The 22,829-nt window shown below is 37.1% G+C and carries 25 protein-coding genes; 1 reads left to right on the forward strand and 24 read right to left on the reverse strand.

What is annotated here, in order from left to right; all coding sequences use genetic code 11:
• Positions 1–109: 109 nt before the first annotated feature.
• Both chbG and EL241_RS11025 read right to left on the reverse strand, forming a co-directional pair.
• Positions 110–889, reverse strand: coding sequence for a chitin disaccharide deacetylase (gene chbG / locus EL241_RS11020; protein ID WP_036107550.1), 780 nt, complete (start codon positions 887–889; stop codon positions 110–112).
• A gap of 15 nt (positions 890–904) precedes the next feature.
• Positions 905–2,209, reverse strand: coding sequence for a PTS sugar transporter subunit IIC (locus EL241_RS11025; protein ID WP_052009256.1), 1,305 nt, complete (start codon positions 2,207–2,209; stop codon positions 905–907).
• Positions 2,210–2,380: 171 nt separating this feature from the next.
• Here EL241_RS11025 and EL241_RS11030 point away from each other — a divergent pair, with 171 nt between their 5' ends.
• On the forward strand, positions 2,381–3,133 hold the full coding sequence (locus tag EL241_RS11030; RefSeq protein WP_036107552.1) for a MurR/RpiR family transcriptional regulator: 753 nt from the start codon (positions 2,381–2,383) through the stop codon (positions 3,131–3,133).
• 23 nt (positions 3,134–3,156) lie between these two features.
• On the opposite strand, the gene EL241_RS11035 is transcribed toward EL241_RS11030, so the two are convergent.
• From EL241_RS11035 to EL241_RS11140, 22 genes are all read right to left on the reverse strand, one after another.
• Positions 3,157–3,609, reverse strand: coding sequence for an NUDIX hydrolase (locus tag EL241_RS11035; RefSeq protein WP_052009257.1), 453 nt, complete (start codon positions 3,607–3,609; stop codon positions 3,157–3,159).
• A gap of 517 nt (positions 3,610–4,126) precedes the next feature.
• The gene (locus EL241_RS11040) at positions 4,127–4,480 is read right to left on the reverse strand and encodes a hypothetical protein (protein WP_036107554.1); all 354 of its coding nucleotides are present in this window, start codon (positions 4,478–4,480) and stop codon (positions 4,127–4,129) included.
• 338 nt (positions 4,481–4,818) lie between these two features.
• Complete coding sequence (locus tag EL241_RS11045) at positions 4,819–5,127, reverse strand: hypothetical protein (protein WP_036107557.1); 309 nt, start codon at positions 5,125–5,127, stop codon at positions 4,819–4,821.
• Positions 5,128–5,143: 16 nt separating this feature from the next.
• Positions 5,144–6,712, reverse strand: a complete 1,569-nt coding sequence (locus tag EL241_RS11050) for a pre-toxin TG domain-containing protein (RefSeq protein ID WP_052009258.1) — start codon at positions 6,710–6,712, stop codon at positions 5,144–5,146.
• Positions 6,699–7,055 (reverse strand): hypothetical protein, encoded by a 357-nt coding sequence (locus EL241_RS11055; RefSeq protein WP_036107560.1) that lies wholly within the window; start codon positions 7,053–7,055, stop codon positions 6,699–6,701. The genes EL241_RS11050 and EL241_RS11055 overlap by 14 nt, the downstream gene beginning before the upstream one ends.
• Positions 7,055–7,321: a DUF3130 family protein gene (locus EL241_RS11060; RefSeq protein WP_036107564.1), complete on the reverse strand. Its 267-nt coding sequence runs from the start codon at positions 7,319–7,321 to the stop codon at positions 7,055–7,057. Before EL241_RS11060 ends, EL241_RS11055 begins: the two co-directional genes overlap by 1 nt.
• Before the next feature lie 533 nt (positions 7,322–7,854).
• On the reverse strand, positions 7,855–8,928 hold the full coding sequence (locus EL241_RS11065; protein WP_126320591.1) for a hypothetical protein: 1,074 nt from the start codon (positions 8,926–8,928) through the stop codon (positions 7,855–7,857).
• 39 nt (positions 8,929–8,967) lie between these two features.
• Positions 8,968–10,086, reverse strand: coding sequence for an AAA family ATPase (locus EL241_RS11070; protein WP_232020828.1), 1,119 nt, complete (start codon positions 10,084–10,086; stop codon positions 8,968–8,970).
• Complete coding sequence (locus tag EL241_RS11075; protein WP_126320592.1) at positions 10,083–10,862, reverse strand: DUF6414 family protein; 780 nt, start codon at positions 10,860–10,862, stop codon at positions 10,083–10,085. Before EL241_RS11075 ends, EL241_RS11070 begins: the two co-directional genes overlap by 4 nt.
• A gap of 134 nt (positions 10,863–10,996) precedes the next feature.
• On the reverse strand, positions 10,997–11,482 hold the full coding sequence (locus tag EL241_RS11080; protein WP_036107568.1) for an immunity protein YezG family protein: 486 nt from the start codon (positions 11,480–11,482) through the stop codon (positions 10,997–10,999).
• A 12-nt stretch (positions 11,483–11,494) separates the two neighbouring features.
• Positions 11,495–13,015, reverse strand: a complete 1,521-nt coding sequence (locus EL241_RS13860) for a DNA/RNA non-specific endonuclease (RefSeq protein WP_232020829.1) — start codon at positions 13,013–13,015, stop codon at positions 11,495–11,497.
• Positions 13,015–13,305, reverse strand: coding sequence for a DUF5344 family protein (locus tag EL241_RS11090; RefSeq protein ID WP_036107573.1), 291 nt, complete (start codon positions 13,303–13,305; stop codon positions 13,015–13,017). Before EL241_RS11090 ends, EL241_RS13860 begins: the two co-directional genes overlap by 1 nt.
• Positions 13,306–13,307: 2 nt before the next feature.
• Positions 13,308–13,526, reverse strand: a complete 219-nt coding sequence (locus EL241_RS11095) for a hypothetical protein (RefSeq protein WP_126320593.1) — start codon at positions 13,524–13,526, stop codon at positions 13,308–13,310.
• A 599-nt stretch (positions 13,527–14,125) separates the two neighbouring features.
• The gene (locus EL241_RS11100; RefSeq protein WP_159099864.1) at positions 14,126–14,500 is read right to left on the reverse strand and encodes a cystatin-like fold lipoprotein; all 375 of its coding nucleotides are present in this window, start codon (positions 14,498–14,500) and stop codon (positions 14,126–14,128) included.
• Positions 14,501–14,570: 70 nt separating this feature from the next.
• The gene (locus EL241_RS11105; RefSeq protein ID WP_126320594.1) at positions 14,571–15,164 is read right to left on the reverse strand and encodes a YddI family membrane protein; all 594 of its coding nucleotides are present in this window, start codon (positions 15,162–15,164) and stop codon (positions 14,571–14,573) included.
• 16 nt (positions 15,165–15,180) lie between these two features.
• Positions 15,181–16,206, reverse strand: a complete 1,026-nt coding sequence (locus EL241_RS11110; protein WP_036107579.1) for a peptidoglycan DD-metalloendopeptidase family protein — start codon at positions 16,204–16,206, stop codon at positions 15,181–15,183.
• Entirely contained in the window at positions 16,203–18,212 is a 2,010-nt protein-coding gene (locus EL241_RS11115; RefSeq protein ID WP_126320595.1) for a UbiA family prenyltransferase, read from the reverse strand. Before EL241_RS11115 ends, EL241_RS11110 begins: the two co-directional genes overlap by 4 nt.
• A 14-nt stretch (positions 18,213–18,226) precedes the next feature.
• A complete protein-coding gene (locus tag EL241_RS11120; RefSeq protein WP_036107581.1) occupies positions 18,227–18,553 on the reverse strand; it encodes an STIV orfB116 family protein in 327 nt (108 codons plus the stop codon).
• A 17-nt stretch (positions 18,554–18,570) separates the two neighbouring features.
• On the reverse strand, positions 18,571–21,066 hold the full coding sequence (locus tag EL241_RS11125) for an ATP-binding protein (RefSeq protein WP_170166163.1): 2,496 nt from the start codon (positions 21,064–21,066) through the stop codon (positions 18,571–18,573).
• On the reverse strand, positions 21,005–21,487 hold the full coding sequence (locus EL241_RS11130) for a TcpE family conjugal transfer membrane protein (RefSeq protein ID WP_036107632.1): 483 nt from the start codon (positions 21,485–21,487) through the stop codon (positions 21,005–21,007). The genes EL241_RS11125 and EL241_RS11130 overlap by 62 nt, the downstream gene beginning before the upstream one ends.
• Before the next feature lie 12 nt (positions 21,488–21,499).
• Positions 21,500–21,748 carry a hypothetical protein gene (locus tag EL241_RS11135; protein WP_036107583.1) on the reverse strand — a complete coding sequence of 83 codons (249 nt, stop codon included), beginning with the start codon at positions 21,746–21,748 and terminating at the stop codon, positions 21,500–21,502.
• 11 nt (positions 21,749–21,759) lie between these two features.
• Positions 21,760–22,821 carry a conjugal transfer protein gene (locus EL241_RS11140; protein WP_126320596.1) on the reverse strand — a complete coding sequence of 354 codons (1,062 nt, stop codon included), beginning with the start codon at positions 22,819–22,821 and terminating at the stop codon, positions 21,760–21,762.
• Positions 22,822–22,829: the final 8 nt, after the last annotated feature.

Consider the following 22,829-nt stretch of genomic DNA (forward strand, 5'->3'; position numbering starts at 1 on the left):
ATCCCTCCATCTTCTTTCTATTCCCTAAAATATACAAAACCTATCTTCTTCCTGTCAATGTATTCGCTCCCTATAAAAAAACAGCCCTTTATGAGCTGTTTTTTACTTATTACCTAATATAACTATAATTGATGAGCTGAATATGATTTTTCTGCACAGCTTGGATGATCTCCGGATCTGTCAATATTTCCCATTCCCGAAGCCGCTGAGTCAAATAGCTGGTAGAATGCGTCAAAATCGGATCGATGTATGCCGGATGACAATTGATTTCATACGTATGCTCAGATTCCGCCGCTCCAATTTCTTTCAGGATCAATAATAAATGTTCTTTCGTCGCATTTTCATCATAAAAGGTCGCAATCAATTTATCCGTTGCAGCCACCTCGCCATATAAATCATCGAAATGTTTCGTTTCCGGTGCTCTACTTGCTTTTCGAAGCGGCAATTTATATTTCTTAGCAAGCTCCAAAGCTACCGCTAAGACACGGTCGTCCTTCCCATGGACGTTATGATGCGAATCAAGATGTGACGGTTGATGCCCGCTACTCAGAAATTTAGCGATCTGTGCATCCCATTCCGCATAAACTTCCTCACTTTTTATATGCTCCTGAAATTCTGACTGCGACCAAAACTCACCTTTTTCATTGATAAGCGAGGATACTTCACTTCCCAGCAGCGGCTTTGTAGCCTTTAAAGTCAATGTCAAATGAAGTCCCACATTCAGGCTTGGCGTCTTTCTCGCAACTTCCATAGCCTCCTCAAAATATTCACTCACGACCAGTGCAGTTGTAGAAGACACGATCCCACGCTGATGTGCTGCCAGTATCCCTTGCGTTATTCCAGGCGTATAGCCGAAATCATCCGCATTAACAATTAATTTATTTCCCATCTCATTTTTGCTCCTTTATCTATTCTCTGCGATTTCTGCTTCCTCCGCTACATTGATCTTCGCTTCCACACGGTCATTCAGTTTAATGAATGGCAGATAAATCAACGTAGCAATGACGACATCCACGATCTGTAAAATAACACCCCTGAAGGAACCGCCCGTTGATAAATAACCACCAATCAACACTGGCATATTCCAAGGCACGAGCGCCACCGTTTTCGGAACCAACCCCGTTCCCATTGCAATATAACCGACAATGATCAATACAATCGGTGTCAGCAAAAACGGAATGATCAGCGAAGCATTCAAAACGATCGGCACACCGTATAGAATTGGTTCATTGATGTTGAATAAAACACCTGGTGTAGCCCCAATGCTTAATTTCCGGGTTGCTTTACTCCGTGAGATAATAATCACCGCAATAACAAACGCAAGTCCGACACCCGTTCCTCCAATACTGACAAACTGCGAAATAAAAGAACTTGTCGCTATTTTCGGCACATCATAAGCAGAAACACCTTGCGCGAAATATCGGGCATTCTCCTCAATGTTCGGTAATAAAATGCTGTCTGAGATCGGACCTAACACATTCGTTCCATGGATACCGAAAAACCATAAGAAACCTCGGGCAAACATTAGTAGACACATCGCCGGTATCGTATCTCCGATTTGCTGAAACGGAGCTTGTAATAATTGATAAATAATTTCTGTTAGCGATAATCCTGTCGTTGCCTTTAATACACTCGCAATCAGTCCAACCAGTATAAAAATAACAAATGAAGGAATCAAAGCAACAAATCCACTTGTAACAGCAGGCGGAACACCCTCCGGCATTTTGATCGTCCAACCCTGTTTCACAATAAAATGATAAATTTCTGTTGTGAAGATCCCGACGATCATGGCCACGAATAATCCCTTTGCCCCCAGCCAATCCAACGTTGGACTCCCATCCTTCAAGAAAGGTGTCAAAATCAAAAATGATATCCCTGACATCAGGGCGGAACTGATCCCATCCAATTTATAAGGCTGAGCCAAATAATAGCCGATACTGATTGCAACCAACAATCCCAAGATCCCCATCGTCATGTTGTAGATGATATTTCCTGGTTCTTTCCATGTTTCCGTAAATACCGCTGTCATAAAATCTTGAAATGGCTGATAAGGAAAATTATTGATTAGTGAAGCAACCGATCCTACGATCAAAGCAGCCATGATACTGGAAAACGCATCTCGAATTGCTAACATATGTCGCTGCGCTCCGATTCGAGCAGAAATCGGCAGTAAGTATTTCTCCATTTTCGTAAAAATATCATGAAACATCATTCTTCCCCCTTTTTAAGATTATTCCTTTTGACAACGTAAGAATAGCACGAAAATCAGTAGAAATATACGTCATTATTGTAAACGGTTTCAAAATGAAGTATACTGTTTTTTGTAACAGCAGTGAAACGCTCCGTTACAGCACCTATAAAATCAATTTGGAGGCCATAAATGTTATTTCTTGATGAATCCCCTAAGCTCAATGAGACAGATATTGCCATTTACCGCTTTATCCTCAACAATCTAGAGATCACATCCTTCATGAATGTTCGTGAATTAGCAGAGCGAACGCATACAAGTACGGCAAGCATCATTCGTTTCTGCAAAAAGTTTCAATGCGCCGGTTTCTCTGATTTCAAGGTCAAACTACGTCTCTATATCGATAAAGCCGAAAGCCTCAACGAAACAGCTGATTTAGATGAATCACTGATCATCAATTTTATGCAGCGCACCACCGAAAAAATCTATCAGCAGAAAATTGCTGAAGTTGCCAAACTCTTAGCCTCTAAGGAACTGATTTTTTTGATTGGCATCGGCTCCTCAAAAGTTACCGCAGAATACGGTGCCTTATATTTTTCAAGTATTTTCAACATGTCCGTAAGCATCCAAAACCCTTTACTAAATCCAGTCAGTTATATCACTCGTGATCTTGCCAATAAAATCTGCATCATTGCCCTATCCGTTTCCGGCGAAACAGAAATCATTATCAATTACCTCACTCATTTTGTAAAATCCGAAGCTACTATCGTCTCGATCACAAACAGTTCCAAATGCACGATCGCCGAAATGTCAGATATCAATATCCCCTATTACATCAATACCGAAAAAATCAAAAGTGCCGATATCACTTCCCAAGTCCCAGCCATTTTCACCATAGAAAAACTCGCTAAACAGGTCAATCGATACCGTTTGAAAGGAAAATAAAAAGGACCCGCACCGGTCCTTTTTCAATTGATAAAATGCATGATCCCCTTGTGTTTCGTTTGAAGAATTACACGTATCACACTTGGTTGGAGCAACTCCCATTTTTCTTTCTCTAACCAAAGCAACTCTTGCTTGTCAAAATCTATCGCCGTACTTTCGATATTATCATTTACTGCCATTTCATATATAAACAAATATTCATGACACCGTTTAGCTTCATAGGTATAAAAATTTTCAACAACTGCTCTAAAATGAGCTGTATGTGCCCGTAGCCCAGTTTCTTCAAACACCTCTCGGATCACAGCCGCCTCTGTATCCTCACCAAAAACGACTCGCCCGCCAATCAAGGAAATATCTTCTCCCCACTTGGAAACAAGCACCGCATCTCCCCGACGAATTATTGCTGCAACACGAATATTCAACCGTCCTTCCGTCAGCGAGACGGCAAGATCATCCTTTGTTTTTTTAGTATTCATCTTCCCAATCCTCCTTCAAAATCTTTTAGTTTACGGAATTATAATAGTTATTTTTGGAAAACCAACCTTTTTGATAAATATGTAAACTTTTACTTATTTCTATCGGGGTTCCTATATCAGTCCCCGGATCTTGAGTCGTTCCTATTCGCTGCAATGCGCGTTTCATTCTCGTTGCGACTAAGAGAGTAGCGATCTGATCTTCGTTTTGTAATATGGCGTGATTTATATTCTTTTATATGTGATGTATTATAGCAAATTTCGTAATAGGGAGGGGAGAATAGAACCCCAATGCTACTAAAAGCATTGGGGCTACTTGATACGGGCGGCCGGGGTCGAACCGGCACGCCCTTAACGGGCACTGGATTTTGAGGGGTGTAAAAACCGAAAACAGGAGTTATTTCGATATATAAAAGTATCAGAAATGTTACTAAACACTAGATTCCTTTATTTAAAATAGCTTAAACTGGTCTATTTTTGGTCAGTAAATTTCATCAAAAACATACACTCCGTCAACTAATTATACTTTTCTTCTAAAGATAAACATTAATAAATAGAGGCTTATTAACAAAACCGCTTGAGTAATGTAAATTGTACTATCATTCAAAAAGCTACTTATAACAATCGCATTTACAGTGAAAAGGATGGTAACAACTAAAGCAATTATTCTATGCCATCTTATATTTACCAAGAATAATATTCCCATTGCAATATATGCAATCCCTTGAACAATAAGATCATTGAGAATGATATTCCACCAAATGTCGATCACCATAGCACCACCAGAAAATATTCCATTTAAAAAATCCAATATTCCAAAAGCTATCAATATTACTGCCAAAATAATTTTGATTATTAATTTTATATATTGCATAAGGTATTCTCCCTAATATTTTGTAATGACATGAATTAATGACGGTTTAAAAGTCCCAGCAAAATCCAACGGCAAACCATGAGGTGTTACTAAATGATGTTTGTTAAATTTCTTTACCGATTTTTTAGTTGCACCTCTATAATAAGCTAGGTAAACATACTTAGAACAGTATGTAGGACTTTTCTTATATAAATCCTTCATTCCTCCAACGATGCTATATGACGGATTATCTTTTTGTACATATATTTATAGGCATAGGTAGACGCATCATCTGCATAGTGTGGATGCTTTTTAATCCTATAAACATATCTACCACCTTTTATATTCCTTTTTAGGACTCAACTATTTTCATTGTTTAAAATATCCCAAGTGATTTCTTTTGCTCTATCAACTGGTTCGTTTAGTAATACCCTTTTTTCGTAATCATTATCCCAAATAAAGAATTCACTTAACCCCCCCCTAGGAGGATATAAAGAATCATTAATTTCTCTTATGTTATCTAAATTAGTGCCATTTTTATCCTTATTTAATATTTCCAAAATTAATTTGATATTAGAAATTTGTGGATTGAGAGAGCTGTCGCCATACTTATTTAAGTATTTCAAGAGCAGTTGGTACTGTTCCTGCAAAATGATAATTTTATCCATTATTACACCTCGTTTTTTATTTTAGAATTGATTCACTAATAACATCGATATCCCTAATTTTCCACGGTTCAGAAATAAAAATTTGTGTGTGTTCTAATCCTCCGGCATATAGACCGTCTTGCAAACCAACGGGTCCTTCATAAATAACCGTACCTTTCGGAATTTTAATTTTATATACAGCATTCACAATTGATTTTCCCTCGTAAATTCCGGTTTTGGGGTTGATCCATTGGGGCTTAACAGCTGTATCAATACGCACCTTTATCACAGACTCAGGCGGTTGAGATGTAAACCATTGCCCCAAGGCATTCCTTTCACTCCCAGGAATTGTAAGGCCGCCTTTTTCTCCGCCGCGATACAAGTAAGTATCTTTAGTTAATATCCTTTTGTTATACCTACCGCCATAAAAATTTTTAATTGGTTTCCCATACATTTTTGCTAATGGCCCCGGATTATTGTAGCCGTTGAAAGTATATTTATAAAAGTCATCATATTTTGATATTATGTTAGCTGTACTTTTATCACCAATTCTACTCACTTCACCCGCCACATCAACATCTTTCATCAACGTAGCACCACGTCTTGCATTCTTCAACATCTTAACCGCAGTACCAGCGCTTACTACAGTAATAAATGCCATTAAAGCTGCAAACCCTCGCTCTTGACTCGAAAGCTTTTCTCCCGTAATCGGATCAACGCCTTTAAAGGTTCGTATAAAGTCGTTTACAGAGGTTATCTCTAACAAAAATTCTTTTCCTTTTTCCATCTGTGCTTCTTGCATGAGTTCAGCGACTTTTTGGCTTTTTAAATAATCGTATTCTCCGTTTGTATAAACCTCATACACAACAAATGTTTTCGTTAGACCATTTTCATCCGTTACCACCTGATAACGTTTCACATATTCTGTATGTGTTTTTGGCTGTCTTTCATTATAAGTTGCAAGGGTTGTCATCCACGCTTCTTTTTGCATGTTTTTCGTTTGATAGCCCGAATCACTACTAAATGTATCTCCAGAACTAATGGCTTTAAGCCCAGATTGAATCGCTTCGAAGGCTTGCAAAACCTCCGCAAAGTCTCGGGCATGAGCTGCTTCAAAAGAGCGGTATTTTTCTAGGATCTCAATATCTTTATTTATCGTTCCGATCGCATTGTCAAACCCGCTGCTCGCATAACTACTGCCGCTATTTCCCATAATTTGGTTGGACGGGAAGTTTTTCAGTTTTTCGATCTGTTGTAAAACAGCTTTTTTGCTAGCTCGAGTCTGTTTTAAACGATCGTTTAATTCCTGTAATTTATCGGTATCTAATCGGTTTTTAGGGGAGCCAACTTCGCTCTGAAAGCTGGATAAGTAGTTGCTAAATACTTCCCCCGTTTGCGACAATGCGTTCGCTAGTGCTTTGACCACAGGCGCCACATTTTCGGCGTGCTTTTTGGCATTACTCCAACTTTTACCAGATAAACCCGTATCAGAAGAGAACTCATGCAAATTTTGCTCATAGCTCTCACAATCAGACAAAATCTCTAATCGCGCTTGTTGAAGCAGAAGCGCGATTCCGTTCAATTCATTGTAGTCAATCTTTGGCATGCTGTTCTTCCTCTCTTAAGTTGTGTATCTCTGCTTCGATGCTTTCCATTTTCTTGCGTAATTTTTTTTCTGATTGCTGGTAAGTATCCTCTAAATGCTCGAATACTTGATACGTGGATCGACTTTCATCAAGGTGACGATCTAGTTCTTGGATGGCCTTTCTCTGAGCGACGGTTCCTTGACTAAAATACGCCACTTCTTCCAGTAATCTTTTTTCCATTCGATCCAGTTGGTTCCATTCGGAAATGAAATTTTTCAGTTTATTTGACGCACGTTTGGTATCGCTTAATTCTTCTTCCCTCATTCGGTACGCTTGCTTTAAGGCAATATAAGTATCCTCCATTACTTCGAAAATCCTTGACTTAGATTCTGATCGAATTGTTGCCAAGATTCACCAGTCTTGCGGATGTTATTGGCATCTTTTTGCGCCAATTGAGCAAAGGAAGCGACCGTGCTTTCCGATAATGCAAGCACTTTTTTCAAGTCATTGGTTGCAGGGCTTTTAGAATAATCGATATCTGCGTTAATCGCAAACTTTAAACGACCTCCTTTTTCTAATTTCCCCGCATAAGTATCTGCTTTTTCAAATTTCGATTTCACTTCTGTCATAAAAGTTCACCTCATAGTTGTCTATTTATGTTGTACATGTTATCACATGGATAATTTCTTTTCAAATATTCTTATGGTCAATCTTTGTTAGGTAGTACTTAATAGTATGATCTAACCTGCTCATATGAGAAAAAAGACTATCCCCTAATTAAGGAAAGACTAGGTCATTCAAGCATTACGACAACTATTGATGTCTATAGTCATTTCTTTCAATAAGTAAGGCTCTATTGCAGATAAACTGGCCTCGCTATTTTAAAGTAAGTGGTTAATTTTGGTCAATTTTTATTTGAATTTCAGTAAAAAATAAAAACCCCAATGCTACTAAAAGCATTGGGGCTACTTGATACCGGCGGCCGGGGTCGAACCGGCACGCCCTTAACGGGCACTGGATTTTGAGGGGTGTGGATAAGGGTTGTTTGGGCTGTTTTAATAGTTTGAAGTGTAGAAAAACCGTATAATGGTATTTAAAATTATCAAAAGTAAAGAAAAATGGATACTTTTTGGAAACCTTCATATTTCTATACCAATTTAATTCACAAAAGATTCAACTTTTTCTCAAGTTGTGTGACATCAAAGTAAATTCTATCCAATATTTCTTGATTAAACTCACCTGAATGGAATCTTAATTGCCTATTAAAAAATTCTTGATGACCCTCCTGTGCTTTTTTTTCAATATAATTAATAGCTTTATAAATTTCTCGCGAAAAACAATCACTCTCTTTAATTAAAAAAGAAGAAAATAGAGTTTCTGTTTTACGCCCCTTTATAACTGCATTAATTCTATAACGATTTATTAATTCTGCTAAAATTATATCAGCTGTTGCAAATATAACTTTATTTCCTGTTTGTATAAATTTTTTTTGGAATTTTATAACTAAATTCAAATCGATAGCTGCATTATAAAATCCTTTCTTTCCTTTCTTCTTTACATTATGAAATAAATTAATGTATGATTTTCCATTCAATGTTTTAATTCCTCCGAATAAAAGAATAGCATAATTTAAATGGGCAACCGAAATAATTTTTATTTGAAAATTCATATAATCATAAAATGCAATTAATCTCTCAGCATTCGTCAAATCAGATTTATAAAGATGGAAAATTTTTAAGCAATATAAATATGATAACAACAAACTCCAATCCTTCTCGACTGTTTTACTTTCTCTTTCTTTAGATACTAGTTTTTCAAGTGAGCTCAATTTTACAGATGGCAGCAAATATCTAGCGAAAGATTGCTGCGGTTTTAGTAGTTCAGCTCCTTTAACTACCTCTAACAAAATTAACATTTTATCAATCCGTTTAAATATTTTTGCTGAATTCGACTCTCCAGTTAATATATCTGTACACGTTTCATATACTGCTAAACTACAATCAAACATTAAATATTTATTATTATTAATACATTCTAAAAATCTTTGAAACGAATGTGCGAGTTCAATCTGCAATACACTGGAAGAACTTAACCACTTGTTCATGGTCTGTCTTGGATTGTCAAAATAATTTTCTAAATAAATACATAAATTGGAGTCTAAAACAACTTTAACGTTTTCCAATTGACTTTCTAAAGATGTATAACCATCAACTGAGGATACATATTTAATTTCCATTACGGCAACTCCCAAATATAATTAAACCAGCTTAATTAATTATTTTTCTATGATGTCTTCCAATAAATGATTAGAGATACTATCTTCAATAAATCTTCTTATAGTTCTCATATTAGAAAATGAATGTATTTCTTTACTAAAATCAGCAAGAATTTTAGTTCTATCTATTCTATCTCTATATTTTTTCCTCATGTTTTTTGAAGCTGTAATTTCCAAATATACTTTATTTGCAATTATTTTTTTCTCTTCTATAGTAAAGTCTCCAAATTCAATGAATCCATCGAATCGACTAAGTAACGCTGGATTAATACTGCTTTCCATATCCCGTATTGATAATAAATTTGAAGTGCAAATAATTATTGAGTTACTAACATCCACATTAAAGTTCTGATCTACATATTCCCCTTCATCAAACATTTGAAAAAAAGTAGTATGGAAAAATTCTGGCGCTAGTGCAAACTCATCCAGTAATATGACATTTGAAAAACGATTCAATAATTTCTTTGAAAAAGAATCTTCATTATGCGTAGTTGCTTTATAATATTTCACACTAGCTTCGCCACCTACCATTGTCATTTGCTCTCGAACTATATTATCATTCCCATATAACATTTTTGAAATATATTTTGCAGTTTCAGTTTTACCGATACCAGGGTTACCATAAAACATTAAAACTAACGGCTTTTTCGAAGGACGTATTAGCTGCGCCAAAAGTTTTCGGCAAATTATCTTTTTAGCTTTTTTCTGTCCTATTATTTTCTCATCGAAATGTTTATTTATTTGTTTAATTTTATTTTCTGTAACTTTTTTATATTGGTGCTTTTCTATAGGAATTTTCTCTGAAAAGAGCTTAATCTTATTCAACAAAAACAATGGCGGATTATTAATCAAAACTTTTTCAATCTGTGATTCTTCAAGTATTCTAACTAATGAATCGAAATTTTCTAGCACATGAGAATTTAATCCTGAACAATCCTCAGTTGAAATAATGCAAATCTGATTAGCCTTCAAGAGTGCTAATTTATCTATAGATGAATCGTTACTATCCCACGTTTTAGTTACCTCACTAAATGAAACTTTTTTTTCAAAATGTTCGATACGACTATTAAAAATATCTCTAGGTTCGATGTAAACCTTTATTTCCAAACCCATTGTCATACACCTGCCATCAAAATATCAATTATAGGAAGTTCTAAACTCTCAGTCTTATTTTTTTCTTTAATTTGATCATAATCTTCAGATTCAAGTGAATTAACATTTTCTTGTAACATAGTATCCATCATATGTTCAAATGCTAGATTCGCATCTTTCGATTTACCAACTTCTATTCCATATAACTTTAAATTCATTTTAGTTAAATCATTCAGCGTATAATTATTTCTTAACCCAGAAATATTAAATCTTACAATCTTTTTGCTATTATCTTCAGTTTCACAAATAAATTCATAATACCCAGACAACGAGTCTAGAGTAGCACCCATTTCATGGATTTTAAATCCCGCAAAATTCTCTCTATCTTCCTCGCTCATCGTTGCAACTTTATCTATATCTTTAATCATATTTAAAACAGGAACTAACGACCTAAAATATGCAGCTGAATCTTTATACATAAATAATTTCAAATTAGATAATGGTATTATTATTCCTTCATTGTTAGTAATCGCACTCTTAAAACTACTTATCAAAGTATTAGTAATCTGTGTTTCAACAATATTATTCTTTTGATAGGAAGCATTACCTGATAATTTGAATTTAGCAATATTAAAAAGGCTCTTTTCGATTTTTGCTTCTGTCTCTATTCCTGCTACAGCTTCAGAAACTTTTTTTATTACTTCAAACACCTCGCCATTATTACTTAGTTGTAAAAAATCTACTACTGCTTGCTCATCTAAATATACAATTTTACCAAAACTCAAAGTTTCTTTATTCTTCATAAAATTATCCTCCCCCTTTTTTGCGTACTGTTTCCTCAGATTTAAATACTACTTAAATTCAGTAGCTCTTCTAAGTTCAAATATCTCTTCAAATTAAATTAATTTTCACTAGATAGATCGAAGCGCTTGTAAATTCAACTATTGACTCTGATCCATTCCTCAATCTCTCGTATTTCATTAGCCCAATATTCAGCATCGGGTTCTTTTCCTAAATATTTCTTTTCAAAATAAACTCTACGTGCTCCCGATCCAAAAGGAGTTTCAAGCCAGTTCATATAATCAAATTCAACATTCAATTCTCCTTTTACTGTTAAATGGATCATAACAGAAAACCATGGTTCCTGTTCGTCTTCAATAAATAAGAACTTTAATTCAGATACTAGTTGATATAATTTATATGTTTCTATATCTAAACTAGATTCGTCTATGTTAAAAATTTCATGTATTTCTTCGGAATAGATATAATCATCTTTTCCTACTTCTTTAAAGAAAAAGTAAACTGCTCCTCCGTCTTCTCCTGCCTCTCCATGCAAGAAAAACTCTTCCCACTTAATTGGAATCATAGAATTAACTTGTTCTGCAATTTCACTATATTTTTCTTTTAATTTCTCTTCAAACATATATTATTCCTCCTATTTATTTAATATAAAATCTTTCGTAACTATCCCATCAATTTTAGTTTTAATTACAAAACTATCCGGTCTTTGAGAACTACCCTTATATATTGGATTTATATTCACTTCAACCTTTTTAGGAGGATCGGAGCTTAGTGCCTTTTTCCATGCTTTCTCTATATTATACCATTTGCCACCTGATCGATTAATTCCTTTATGCATGGCAACCAGATTATCAATATCTCCAGAACCCTTAAATTGGTTAGCAAACAAGTGTCCACCATCATCTGTTGCTAATCGGTCTTCTCTTCCTACAACTTTTTGGCTATGTGTATTTCGCTTACCATTACCTAGAATCAGATTATCGGTTTTAGCTGAAATAATCCTTCCAAATTGATCTGTCTTATAAATATAACCATCCTCGGTAATATAAGTAATGTTAGGAAGTAATTCTTTGCGTCCATTTTTTCCTTTTCGGTAATGCTCTCCATAGTTAACCAAATTTGGATATTTATCAGAATTAATTTTCTCCTTTACCTTTTTGTTACTTCGCTTATAAAACTTGATGTTACTATTTGTTTTATTTAAAGAAACTTTCTTACCTTTATATTTTCCAATAAAATCTTTAGATGGCTTTAGCGTCCTAGCCTTTTTAAGTATGGCAAGTTTACTAACCCCTCCAATAACTCCCACAAAACCAACAATATTTAAAAAAGAACGTGTGAATCCATGAACGTCGCCATTACTATATGGTTTTACTACACCTTGATAAGCAATTAATTTAAATGTATCAAAAGGACTGTTGAAGAACATTGTAGCCAAATTTTTCATATTTTCGGCTGTTTGTACTGGATGGAAAAAGATTGATAGAATACCTTTCAAATTATCTCTTCCAAAATCTCGAAAGCTTGCCCCAATTTGTCTTGTTTTATTTCGATCATAGTTCCGATAATCTTTTTCGATACGGGAAGCATGACTATTTTCCATCTGTAACAATTGTTCCATTTTCTTCGCTGTTTTTGCCAATTCATGTCCTTCTGAATCCTGCAATTGCCGTATTTTTTGTTTAAGTTCCCGGTCTAACTCTTCTAGCACTTGTTTATTATGCGTCTGATTCGCTTTCATATCAGGCTTATCATCGAGAACTGGAAACATACTTCTAGGTGGCGCATGGGAAGCGAAGACGCTATAATTTAAATCGTGCAATTCCTGTTCCTGTGTTTTTGTTATCGTCCGCAAGATCGTGGGATTCACAATACTGGGTCGATTTGGGTAAATCTCGCCATCAATACTCCGGAAATCTTCCATGTAACTGGATAAGTATTTGAAAAGTTTCTCCACCGCAACCGTTTCCCGGTCTATCGTGTCACGATGTCCGCCATACGCGATATTCATAGCTTTGGCTAGCTTTCCATCTTGTTTTTGGATGTCACGTTGTAATCTACCAAGTGAACTATCTAATGTTTTGAGGGAGTGTTTCATTTTATAAAGCGCTCGAACCGCTTCTTCCATTTCTCCCATGGTGAGTTTAAATTCCACTATTTCCCACCGCCTAGTTGTTTGTCTTGTTGGATCACGCTCTGCACGGCTTTCTTACTTGTTTGGATATCTTTTTGTAAACTATTCAAGCTCCACGAATGGATTGTCTTCTCCATCGCACGCTGAACTTCGGTATACCTCGTGATAAAATTAGGGGATTTCATCTGTTCGACTTTAGTTAATTTTCTCTCTAAGTGCTTCATTTCGGTTAAAAATTTTTCTAGTGCGTGTTCGGCACGTTGCAATTCTTGTAAAACTTCTCCTGCTGTCCATTTTATCTCTTGCGTCATTGTTAGAAGTCCTCCCTTAATTGCGCTGCTTTTTCGTTACAAAGGGAGATCATACTTCCTAATAGACTTTCGATATTCATTAGCGTATTTTCTAACGTTTCGATTTCTTTGTGATTTTCATCTGCTAATTGCCTGCGCCTTCGAGCCGCAGAAGATTTTGCTTCTTCGAGTACTGCTCTTCTTGCGTTTATCGTACTTTTTATTTGTGTTTTGTAACTCACATGCCTTCATCTCCTTGTTGTCTATGTCTGTTACTAGTATAACAAATTTTATAAAAGATAGGCGAGTATTTATATAATAGAAGAAACAGCTAATAAAACGATGACTATGCTGTACGATGTCGATTGCATTCTAGTAACCTACAACCATTGATTAAACAATCGACACAAATACACGACAAAAAAACCTCCTATTACTCACGCCCGAGTTAGGAGGCTTTTTGGTGCAAAGCAATACTTTCCACTTGCTATGCTAACATAGTTACACTATATTATAAAATCTACCAATTTAAATAACTATCTTTGAAAACTCGGATATAACTATTCTTCCTTTACTTTTTACCGTCGTAGATTCTTTATCCACTTTATTAGACCTATAGTAAAAAGGACGCTTCCAGCTACGCCAATTAGAAGAATAAACGGACTAAACATTCCTATACAGGTTGGACAGTCTGCTTGAAATAGCTTCTTAAAAAGGTTATAACAAAATGCTATCAGTAATACTCCCACAACTAAAAATATATGATGTAATTTAATCATGATCGCTCCTTACGATTTTTACTTATTCCACAAAAAAAATATGAGATTTCAACTACAAATAGTCACTCTTTGACCTGCTCACCATTTTTCTCATGGTAAACAAGTTTTGCGTCCTCTTTTATATAAGTTTTAGTGTCAAAATCAGCTGTTTCATATTCATCTTTTGAATTTAATTTAAAATATCTCTTATAAGTAATTGGTTTGTTCTTGTAGTCTTTCCCTGGAAAGTCTATTTCAATATATTTCCCATCATTAAAAACCCATACTTCAGATTTACTACGATTAATTTGCCCTTTCTCTTCATTATTCCAAACATTCTTATCTTTCTCTAAACTAAATACCGAGTCAATGGATTTATCGTATTTACCACTTCCACAACTAGCCAAAACAAAAATACTTAAAACGCTAATAATCACAAACATCCATCTTTTTTTCATTTTTTTCATCCCTCATTCTGTTATCAATTATATGTAAAGGAGGCTAGTACCTCCTTATTGAATTATAAGCTCATTGATCCACAAATTCAAGATTATCTATACGTTTGGTTCTGCCATTTATCGTAATAGATACTTTCACGTATCCCTTCATCGCCTGTTGTCTTCCGGCAGTTTCTAGTTCACTATTCACTTCATTATAAACCACAAAATGTGTAGAGTCTTGTTGATATAGATAGGACTGATAGTCTTGTAACTTTGACTTTACTTCATTTGCTTTATTCGGCGTATCACTTTTTGCCTTCGCTAGCTTTTCTTGTAGCGTTTTAGAAGAGAGAGATTGAAGCGCTTTTTCTCTTGCTGAAATATCTGCATACGTGTAAAGCACCTGAAGCATCTTTTGATTGAATTCTAATATTTCATGTTGCTGATGGATTGTTTTGAGTGCCGCTTTCCCTTTTTGTTGATCTGCCTGTTTTCCCGAAGTTTCTAGCTTCAATCGTTTATTTTTTCGAGTCAATTCTTTTTCCTTCTTTTGACTATGCTTTAATTGCTGCTCTAACTTCTCTTTATCCTGTTTGATCTGACTATCTTGTACAAGATAATAGCCACTAACTCCAACACATAAAATCACTATAACTATAAAACCTGTGATCATTCGTTTCATTCCTTCGCTTCCTTTCTTATTCTTTTGATACAATGCCAAGAACTGGTGCTGGATCGATTTGCCCTCCCATTAGTTGTTTACGAATCTCAAAATGAAGATGCGGTCCGGTCGATTGCCCGGTAGATCCAATTTTCCCGATGACATCGCCTTGTTTGACCTGCTGCCCTTCTTTCACATCAATTTCCGATTGATGCGCGTAAAGTGTCCACTCTTTATTTTTCTTGTGTTCAATCACCGTTACGTTCCCATACCCACCATATCCACTTCCGTATGCCGCATTATGTTTGGCAACAACGACTTTCCCATCATCTGCTGCTTTAATTGGACTGCCAATCGGATTAGCGAAATCTAATCCTTTATGATGTTCTGCTACACCTGTCACAGGGTTAACCCGATTTATAAAACCACTGGAAACAATCGGATTATTGACCGGAACAATATATTTTCCAGTACCACCACTTCCATCATTCGCACAATTTTTCGTCAATCCGCCTAACTGCGTCACCATTCCTTTCACAGTGGGTATCCAATTCGCATTTAAGTTGGTAGGATCATTCGATACACCAATCGGCGCATAGACATTGCCTAACTTTTCTACAGTATCTAGCTTATCTTTAACAATCCGATTATGGAGCGTGACCCCCATTACTTCTAAGCCTTCATCCAACGACTTGAAATGCTTGACGGTCGCCATTCCTGTCGCCGTATCCATAATCCCTCCCGGATTGTGGTAATTCACAACCGCGTTACTAGTTCCCCATCCTGTTTCACTAAAGGTGATTGCCGCAAACAAAACCGGGTCGATGCCCTGCTTCTCTGCAACTTCTATAATTTTGTCGCCTTTATCTTTCAGTACACCCGCCTTTTTAAACGTAGTATCCCATTTTTGATGATTTAAACCGTCAATGGAACACCCCGTCATGTCGCCACCACCACTATCTTCTTCAAAACTATTATCTTCAAAGAGAAGAAACATAAAAAGCGCCACCATCATTCCGATAACAAGTAGGGGTATAGCCCCCAAGACTAGCCACTTTTTCATTGCTTATCTCTCTTTTGCTTCGCATAATTTTGAAGGATGGTGGACTTCGATTGAGCGCTCTCTTCTTCCGATAAATCCGGCTCGAATGCTTCGGGATGTGAAGAGAGCTTTCTTTCTATTTGTTGTTGCGCAGAAGTCCGAGGTGGCACAACCTTCTCCTTAGATACTTTCGGTTCTTTGAGTGGTGGTGGTTGTTGTTCACTACGCTCTATGTCTTCTTGAGAATCAGAGTGGACATGTAAGGCTACCTTTTTCCCTTTTGACGTTGTGATCGTTTGTTCGGTGCGTGCTTCTTCCGGGTATTTCTCATTATCTTGTATCGAAACAGGTGTGCCAGTAGACGTTTTGTTGCTTTGTTCGCCCACATTTTTTGTATCTGGTGAAATATTATTAGAAGAATTCGGTTGATTAGTTTGATTTTCTCTCGGTGTTAGCGCTTTACCTTCGGGACGCAAGCTTTGTTTTCCTTCCTCTTTTTTTTGCTTCGTTCGTTCATTAGAAGGTGTTTTGTCTTCTGATCCTTCTAGTGATGTCCCCTCTCCTTTATACTTATTCCACATATCGCGTCCCTTATTAATGACCGCCGCTCCAGCTTTTACTGGTGTAGTTGCAAGTGCCACGCCTCCTTTTGCCGCATTTTTCGAAACACTAAATGCTGGCTCTACCATATCTTTTTTCACATTTTTTAATAAATTGCCATCCACTTGTTGGACTTTCCCGGCAGTAATAAATTTCACTAACTTATCGCGTTTTAAAATCATCACGATAAAGATTACCGCAACTACCACCATATTTAATACATACATGCCAAAGGAAGTAGGCGGTATCAATGAATCGGTCATCGCGCTAATGAGATAAATGACCAAGATCATAACCGCTAGTGCTGCTTTTGTTAGGAAAACCACTACTAAACTTTTAAAACCCACAAAAAAGGAATTTGCGAACTGAGGAATAAAGGAAAGTAACAACATGACCGGCAACACAAGGGCAATTAAGATTGCGATATATTGTAGTAAAAAGCTAACTAACGCTAATCCTAAAAAAGGGATTCCAAAAGCGATGGACACAATAGCCCCAAAGCTCGCCTGTCCCCATTGAGTAAATACATTTCCAGACTCTAAATTTTCATTATTGTGCTTATCAATTTCTTTCTCCACGAAATCACTTTTTTCTTTTTCACCGTCTTCACTTAATTTATATGATAACAAAGTATCTGTGCGTGAAAGACCACTATCTGTTTTTTGTTTATTGATCTTTTCTTTACTAGTTTCGCCAAAATTAGTTAATAAAAATGGCTTTTCTACAGCCATATCAAAATACACATTACGTAAAATCGATACTGTACCAAGCTGTTCCTTGCCCTTCTGTACTTTATTGGAATCTCCGTAGTTTCCTTGCCCATTCGCAACGTCAACAATTTTATTTCCTACGACCATCAGTTTCCCTTGCGTTTCCGTCGACAAAGCATTTAGTCCTTTGATCACATAACCGCTATGTGCCATATACCAACCACCCAGCACCATAACGACAAGAAATAAAAGCCCTTTTTTCATCGCTTCCGCTGCACGTTGTCTAACTAATGCCAAGTAGAAAATATAGCCAATCGCATACACAAATAAAATTTTACCAAAGTTTGCTAGCAAAACGTGATACAAACTCGTACTAATCGAAGTAATGTTCCCTGCGAACTTATCGATCACTTTTAAATTAAACAGTTCATCCATGGCGGTATCAACGACCACTGCTGTCATTTGTGTCACTGTTGAACCTGCATTCGCAAGGCTAACAAACGTTCCTTTAAATTTGGTATCGGCTGCTTCATTATTTACTTGATACCTAGAAAGGGGAAATCGCTTAATGTGAAGTTCCACGCCCCCTTCCTTCACCACCTTTGGCTTCGTTTGATTTTCAGATAGCGCTTCTTTTTCTTTTGCCTGCACCGTCATTCCCTGCATAAAAAAAGTGATACAACAAAGTATCACAAGTACCCACTGCCATTTTTTCATGTCCCTACTCCTTCCTAATCGATTTTTGTCATTAAATAAAAACTGTAGTTCATCTGTCGTAGTCTTGCATAATCAACCACATCTTGTTCCTGCAAACGTTGGTGTAATCGAAAACAAAGCGCCTTTTGGTATTTATTGTGGTAAAATCGTTTTCGGTTAATCGTGATCGGATAGTTTAAAATCTCCGAAAGTAAATGTGCGGTTGCCTCGTGACCGATATAGCTTTGATAGCTAGATTGGTATAACCAAAACAGCTCCCGAGCTTCCTTTTCAGAAATATCTTCGACTTTATACATCCCGGTTGACGTAATGATCGTACTACTTAATAAAGCAAGTTCCATCTTTTCTCCTCTCTAGCCTATAAGAAGGCTTCTTCTGCATAGGCTGCTTCGGTTTTTTGAATCGTTTCTAAACTTCCAAGCCATTCATCAAACAAACATTCGATTGAGATTTTATTCGTTCGACCGTAAATATCTTTAAACAAGCATTGTCCTTGAAACATCGAATCGAGCATTTCTTCGTTTTCTTCCGTTTGTTCCATCCCCATCCATTTCAAAATTTCTTTTCGCTCATTCGGTTCATCAAACGCAAAGGCAACGCCAAAGTTTCCCGAATCTTCCTCCGTTAAAGCATCTTTTGTGCTTTGGGAAATAAAGAACAACGCATTTTCATAGGATCGACCCACACGTCGCATGCTTTTAGCGACTTTTTTTCCTTGTGGGCTATTAATAATGATCCACGCTTCGTCAATAAATTCGACCGTCTTTTCTTCTTTATTTTGTCCGAATAACTCGCAAAACTTCCCAAGCGCAAACATGACCGCACTGGATTTCAATTGTGCGTCGGTGTAGCTGATAAATTCATCGGTCGCTTCCGGTAAGTCTAAGTTTTCAATTTCAATAATCGAAATACGTTCCGTAAGAGATAACGTTGGGTTTGTTCCATCATGAATCACTAATTTTAGGACACTGTCCGCGACTAGTTCTCGAAGTAAATCGGCTGCTTCCCTGACTTCTTTTGTTTCCGACATTGCCATGGTTTCAATAATGTGCATACTTCCTACTATCTCGCCTTGCTGTTTTCGTTCGATGACAGAGGTAATGGCTTTTAAGAACGCCGTTCGCACAATATCTTTTCCTTTAAAGTCATATACTTGTTGGAAAATTACTTGTACCAGTTCTTTTGCGTCCATACTAGGAAGCAAACAAATCGGATCAAGCGCTCCCCAGTTTTCCTCGTTCCGAGCGTCAAGGGTAATAAAATGAAATTTCTCTAAGTGTTCTACGTAAAGCGGATATTTCTTTCGGATCGCTTCATCGCGAATCACTTTGTTGATCCATTTGCGTAGTTCTTTTTTCGGATCAATATACAGTCCACGGATATCAAGGAACGTCACGTAGGTAAAAAGTAGTTTCGCTAAGAAGGATTTCCCATTCCCGGTGTCACCTGTAATCAACACATGTGGACTTCGCGTTTTGGAACCCCGTATTTGTTGGTTCGCCATAAACGGGTGATATAAAATAAAATCCCGGCTCGACGCGATCGCACTCTCTAAGTCCGTATGCTCATTAAAGCGATCGACCCACCCAATCGGAAAACCGATCCGTGAGCCTGCTTCGGAATTGATCCCGAAAGCACATTCTGCTAAGCCATCATATAATGTCTTTTGAAGCCAGTTCTTGTCTGTGACTTCCAGTTTTTCTCCCGGCAATACTTTATAAAAAAGATACAACTGATCGGCAACCGGAACCCGGCAAATCACGCCTAAACTACGCATATATCGCTTGAGTATGCTTGCTTTTTCCCGGCATTCTTTCTTGTCTTTTCCAGTGACGGTCAAGACAGCTAACCAGTTCACTAAGTGGGTAGCTTCACGCTTAATTTCATCTTGCAGGTGCCGAAGCATATAGCTACTTGTTGATATACTTCTATCGGTTTGATCGCCGGACTGGTTCTGTTCTTTCGCCGTTTCTTTGAGCTGTTGTTTCTTTAAACTTAGCCCTGTCTTTGTTTTAGCTTTGCCTTCCACTTGCGCTTTGACGGTAACCTCAACCGGAAAAGGCATGGCTTGCGCTTCAAAGAAAAGATCACTGTTTGCCATGTTTTCCGGAAATTCGTCCACCACAACAAAACTTGTGACGCCTTTTTCCTCGTCACTTTCTAAACCAAGACTTGCGCCATGACGTGGATCAATTAGACTATCTGTGATTGCCGATACTTTTTTATTGCTAGAGGCTTCCTGCGCATCATGTTCTAGTCCACGAATGAAGTTATACCGATTTAAATAAATCAAGTCGTCTTCTGTCATCCGTGATCCTTGCACCGAAGCCACTAAGTTTGCGGTAGTTTCTTCAATTTCTTTGTATTGTTTAAAAAAGTCTTCCGTCACATTTTGTTCCCAGCCAAATAGATTCACGACCGTATTTGTCATGGTAGAGAATAAACGCATGACATTCTCTTTTAGTTGAACATCAAGCGCCGACATATCTGCTTTTAGTTTAATTCCGATCACGAAGTCATACTTCGTTAAGCGTCCCAAGCGATATTTTAAAATGTTGACCGCTTCTTTATTGTAGTAAGACGCAACCGCCTTACTTTCTTTGGAAATATCTTTCTCTAACGCTTGAAAACGTTCTTCTAACTGATAATCTTTCGGGTACATCCGCAGTTCAAAATCGGTATAACTGGCGATCTCTTCATAGAAAGTTTCCCATTGCCTTTTAAAACGAGCCAATACTTTTTTATTTTGTGTGGCGATCGACTGTCCCTGCACCCGGTAATACGCCCACACATCACCCGTTCGGGTCAATAGTAGATTCTTGTGTAGGGCTTTCATTGGTGTTTTTAACTGCACGTTTGCTTCGCTCCTTCCTTCTTTTTCGAGTTGCTTTTATGCCTCGAAAAGTAATTTTCATATGATGATATAACACGGCTTCATCGCCGCAGTATACTTTATTTGCCCATTTTTCCCGAACAAGGTATTTGGCTAAATCCCATAGATACAAATAAATATTTTTGCCATCTGGCTTTGCTTTTGCAACGAAAATTGTGCAAAGTAAGGACGGGGCAACAAGCCAAAATACCCAAGAACTAGAGAAAGCACTCGGAAAGATTTTCCGAATGCCTGCTCCTATTCCAAAGAAAAGAACAATAAATAAGATAAAATTTAATACTGGTATTAACTCAAAAGCGATCGGCAACGTAAAGTTCTTTGTGACTTGTTGAAAACGCTTTGGCTCTCGAAAGGCCTTGCGATAATTAAAAACCTGTTTCATACACGCATACCCTCACAGTAATTTCAGCAAGGCGGCAACCCAACCTTGCACCATTGTAAAGTTTTGTACCATAAAAACGCCTGCTGATCCTAAGATCACAGCGCCAATGACACCACCAATTTTCATTTTTACGGCATGCTTCGCAATCAAGAAGAATACCACGATCATTAAGAGCTGGACGACAATTTTAATCACCCATGAAGTCACACCATTCAGCGTGGGCAATGCACCAAGCGCCATCATTTGATTCCATAATTCCATTTTATTTCCTCCTATTCGTGTTTGAAGTCAGACACAAAATACTGTCCGCCTTTTTTCTGTAAATGTATGGTAAACGACTCGTCAGTCGGAATTTTTGTTTCTTTCTCTTCAAATACCGCAACGCCTTTCGCAATCACGCCCTCTTTGCCTTGATAAAGCGTCAAGTTGTTGATTTTCGCAAAAGAAAAGAAACCTTGTATGGTTTCGGGGGTTTTCATCATATACGCCATATCTTCTTTTTTGGTTGTCGTATATTTCGTAAAGAAGTCCTGCAAAAAGGCTTCGATGGCTTTGCTTTGCGTTCCGGAATATTCCGGTAGTTCTTCGGCTTTGACTTTGATCGTTCCTTTCAAGCCATAATTAGCCGAAAAGTAAGGCGTTCCCTTCACGGCATAACCGGTGCCATTCGCAATGACCGGAATGTTTAAAAGCCCCGTCTGCTCTTTTTCTTTTTTATCCTGCACGTTATGTTTTTTAATAACCGTCTTCTTCTTTTTACCTTTTCCTTTTTTGACCTTTTTTTCCACCGTTCGTTCGGTGACGGTTTGATTGACAAACGTGACACGGTACTGAAAGATCGTGGTTTTATCTTGTTCAACGGTATTATACAAAGAGCAATTTTTAAAAATACGATTGCCCTTAATTCCAGTAACATCAAAAGGAGATTCCTCCATATCAGAATTGTCCTTTTTCGCTAGATAGGTCTGTAAGGTTTCTTGCCGTTTTTTTAAGGCATCTGCGTTATTGCTTACATTAATATAAGCCGGAATAAAATCTTTTAAAAAGTTCTGTCCGGCAATCGTATTAACCGATCGTAGCGCCATTTCCTTTTCCGGCTGTTGAACTGCACGCGATAGATCATTAAAGGCAGAACGCGTGTTAAGTGACAAGAAAATACCCAGTGTCGTAAAAAGCGCAGTAAAAAGAAGTAACGACCAGACAAAAACGGCAACGCGCCTCGAGGTATCTTTTTGTAATTTATTTCGTCTTTTTTCGGAGCGTTCAATGTTTTTTATTTTTTGTTTGGACGCCCCCCAAAAACTTTTTTGGGCTTCTTTGCCTTCTTCACTCACATAGTTTC

The organism is Listeria grayi, assembly GCF_900638015.1.
Lineage (GTDB): Bacteria > Bacillota > Bacilli > Lactobacillales > Listeriaceae > Listeria > Listeria grayi.

What these genes read in the sequence shown, in the direction of transcription:
- EL241_RS11040 (WP_036107554.1), bottom strand. Translation starts at nt 4,480, where the DNA reads ATGCAATATATAAAATTAATAATCAAAATTATTTTGGCAGTAATATTG.
- EL241_RS11080 (WP_036107568.1), bottom strand. Translation starts at nt 11,482, where the DNA reads ATGTTTGAAGAGAAATTAAAAGAAAAATATAGTGAAATTGCAGAACAA.
- EL241_RS11055 (WP_036107560.1), bottom strand. Translation starts at nt 7,055, where the DNA reads ATGGAGGATACTTATATTGCCTTAAAGCAAGCGTACCGAATGAGGGAA.
- EL241_RS11060 (WP_036107564.1), bottom strand. Translation starts at nt 7,321, where the DNA reads ATGACAGAAGTGAAATCGAAATTTGAAAAAGCAGATACTTATGCGGGG.
- chbG (WP_036107550.1), bottom strand. Translation starts at nt 889, where the DNA reads ATGGGAAATAAATTAATTGTTAATGCGGATGATTTCGGCTATACGCCT.
- EL241_RS11135 (WP_036107583.1), bottom strand. Translation starts at nt 21,748, where the DNA reads ATGGAATTATGGAATCAAATGATGGCGCTTGGTGCATTGCCCACGCTG.
- EL241_RS11035 (WP_052009257.1), bottom strand. Translation starts at nt 3,609, where the DNA reads ATGAATACTAAAAAAACAAAGGATGATCTTGCCGTCTCGCTGACGGAA.
- EL241_RS11075 (WP_126320592.1), bottom strand. Translation starts at nt 10,862, where the DNA reads ATGAAGAATAAAGAAACTTTGAGTTTTGGTAAAATTGTATATTTAGAT.
- EL241_RS11025 (WP_052009256.1), bottom strand. Translation starts at nt 2,209, where the DNA reads ATGTTTCATGATATTTTTACGAAAATGGAGAAATACTTACTGCCGATT.
- EL241_RS11070 (WP_232020828.1), bottom strand. Translation starts at nt 10,086, where the DNA reads ATGACAATGGGTTTGGAAATAAAGGTTTACATCGAACCTAGAGATATT.
- EL241_RS11100 (WP_159099864.1), bottom strand. Translation starts at nt 14,500, where the DNA reads ATGAAAAAAAGATGGATGTTTGTGATTATTAGCGTTTTAAGTATTTTT.
- EL241_RS11065 (WP_126320591.1), bottom strand. Translation starts at nt 8,928, where the DNA reads ATGGAAATTAAATATGTATCCTCAGTTGATGGTTATACATCTTTAGAA.
- EL241_RS11130 (WP_036107632.1), bottom strand. Translation starts at nt 21,487, where the DNA reads ATGAAACAGGTTTTTAATTATCGCAAGGCCTTTCGAGAGCCAAAGCGT.
- EL241_RS11045 (WP_036107557.1), bottom strand. Translation starts at nt 5,127, where the DNA reads ATGGATAAAATTATCATTTTGCAGGAACAGTACCAACTGCTCTTGAAA.
- EL241_RS11120 (WP_036107581.1), bottom strand. Translation starts at nt 18,553, where the DNA reads ATGGAACTTGCTTTATTAAGTAGTACGATCATTACGTCAACCGGGATG.
- EL241_RS11105 (WP_126320594.1), bottom strand. Translation starts at nt 15,164, where the DNA reads ATGAAACGAATGATCACAGGTTTTATAGTTATAGTGATTTTATGTGTT.
- EL241_RS11090 (WP_036107573.1), bottom strand. Translation starts at nt 13,305, where the DNA reads ATGACGCAAGAGATAAAATGGACAGCAGGAGAAGTTTTACAAGAATTG.
- EL241_RS11110 (WP_036107579.1), bottom strand. Translation starts at nt 16,206, where the DNA reads ATGAAAAAGTGGCTAGTCTTGGGGGCTATACCCCTACTTGTTATCGGA.
- EL241_RS11050 (WP_052009258.1), bottom strand. Translation starts at nt 6,712, where the DNA reads ATGCCAAAGATTGACTACAATGAATTGAACGGAATCGCGCTTCTGCTT.
- EL241_RS11030 (WP_036107552.1), top strand. Translation starts at nt 2,381, where the DNA reads ATGTTATTTCTTGATGAATCCCCTAAGCTCAATGAGACAGATATTGCC.
- EL241_RS11115 (WP_126320595.1), bottom strand. Translation starts at nt 18,212, where the DNA reads ATGAAAAAATGGCAGTGGGTACTTGTGATACTTTGTTGTATCACTTTT.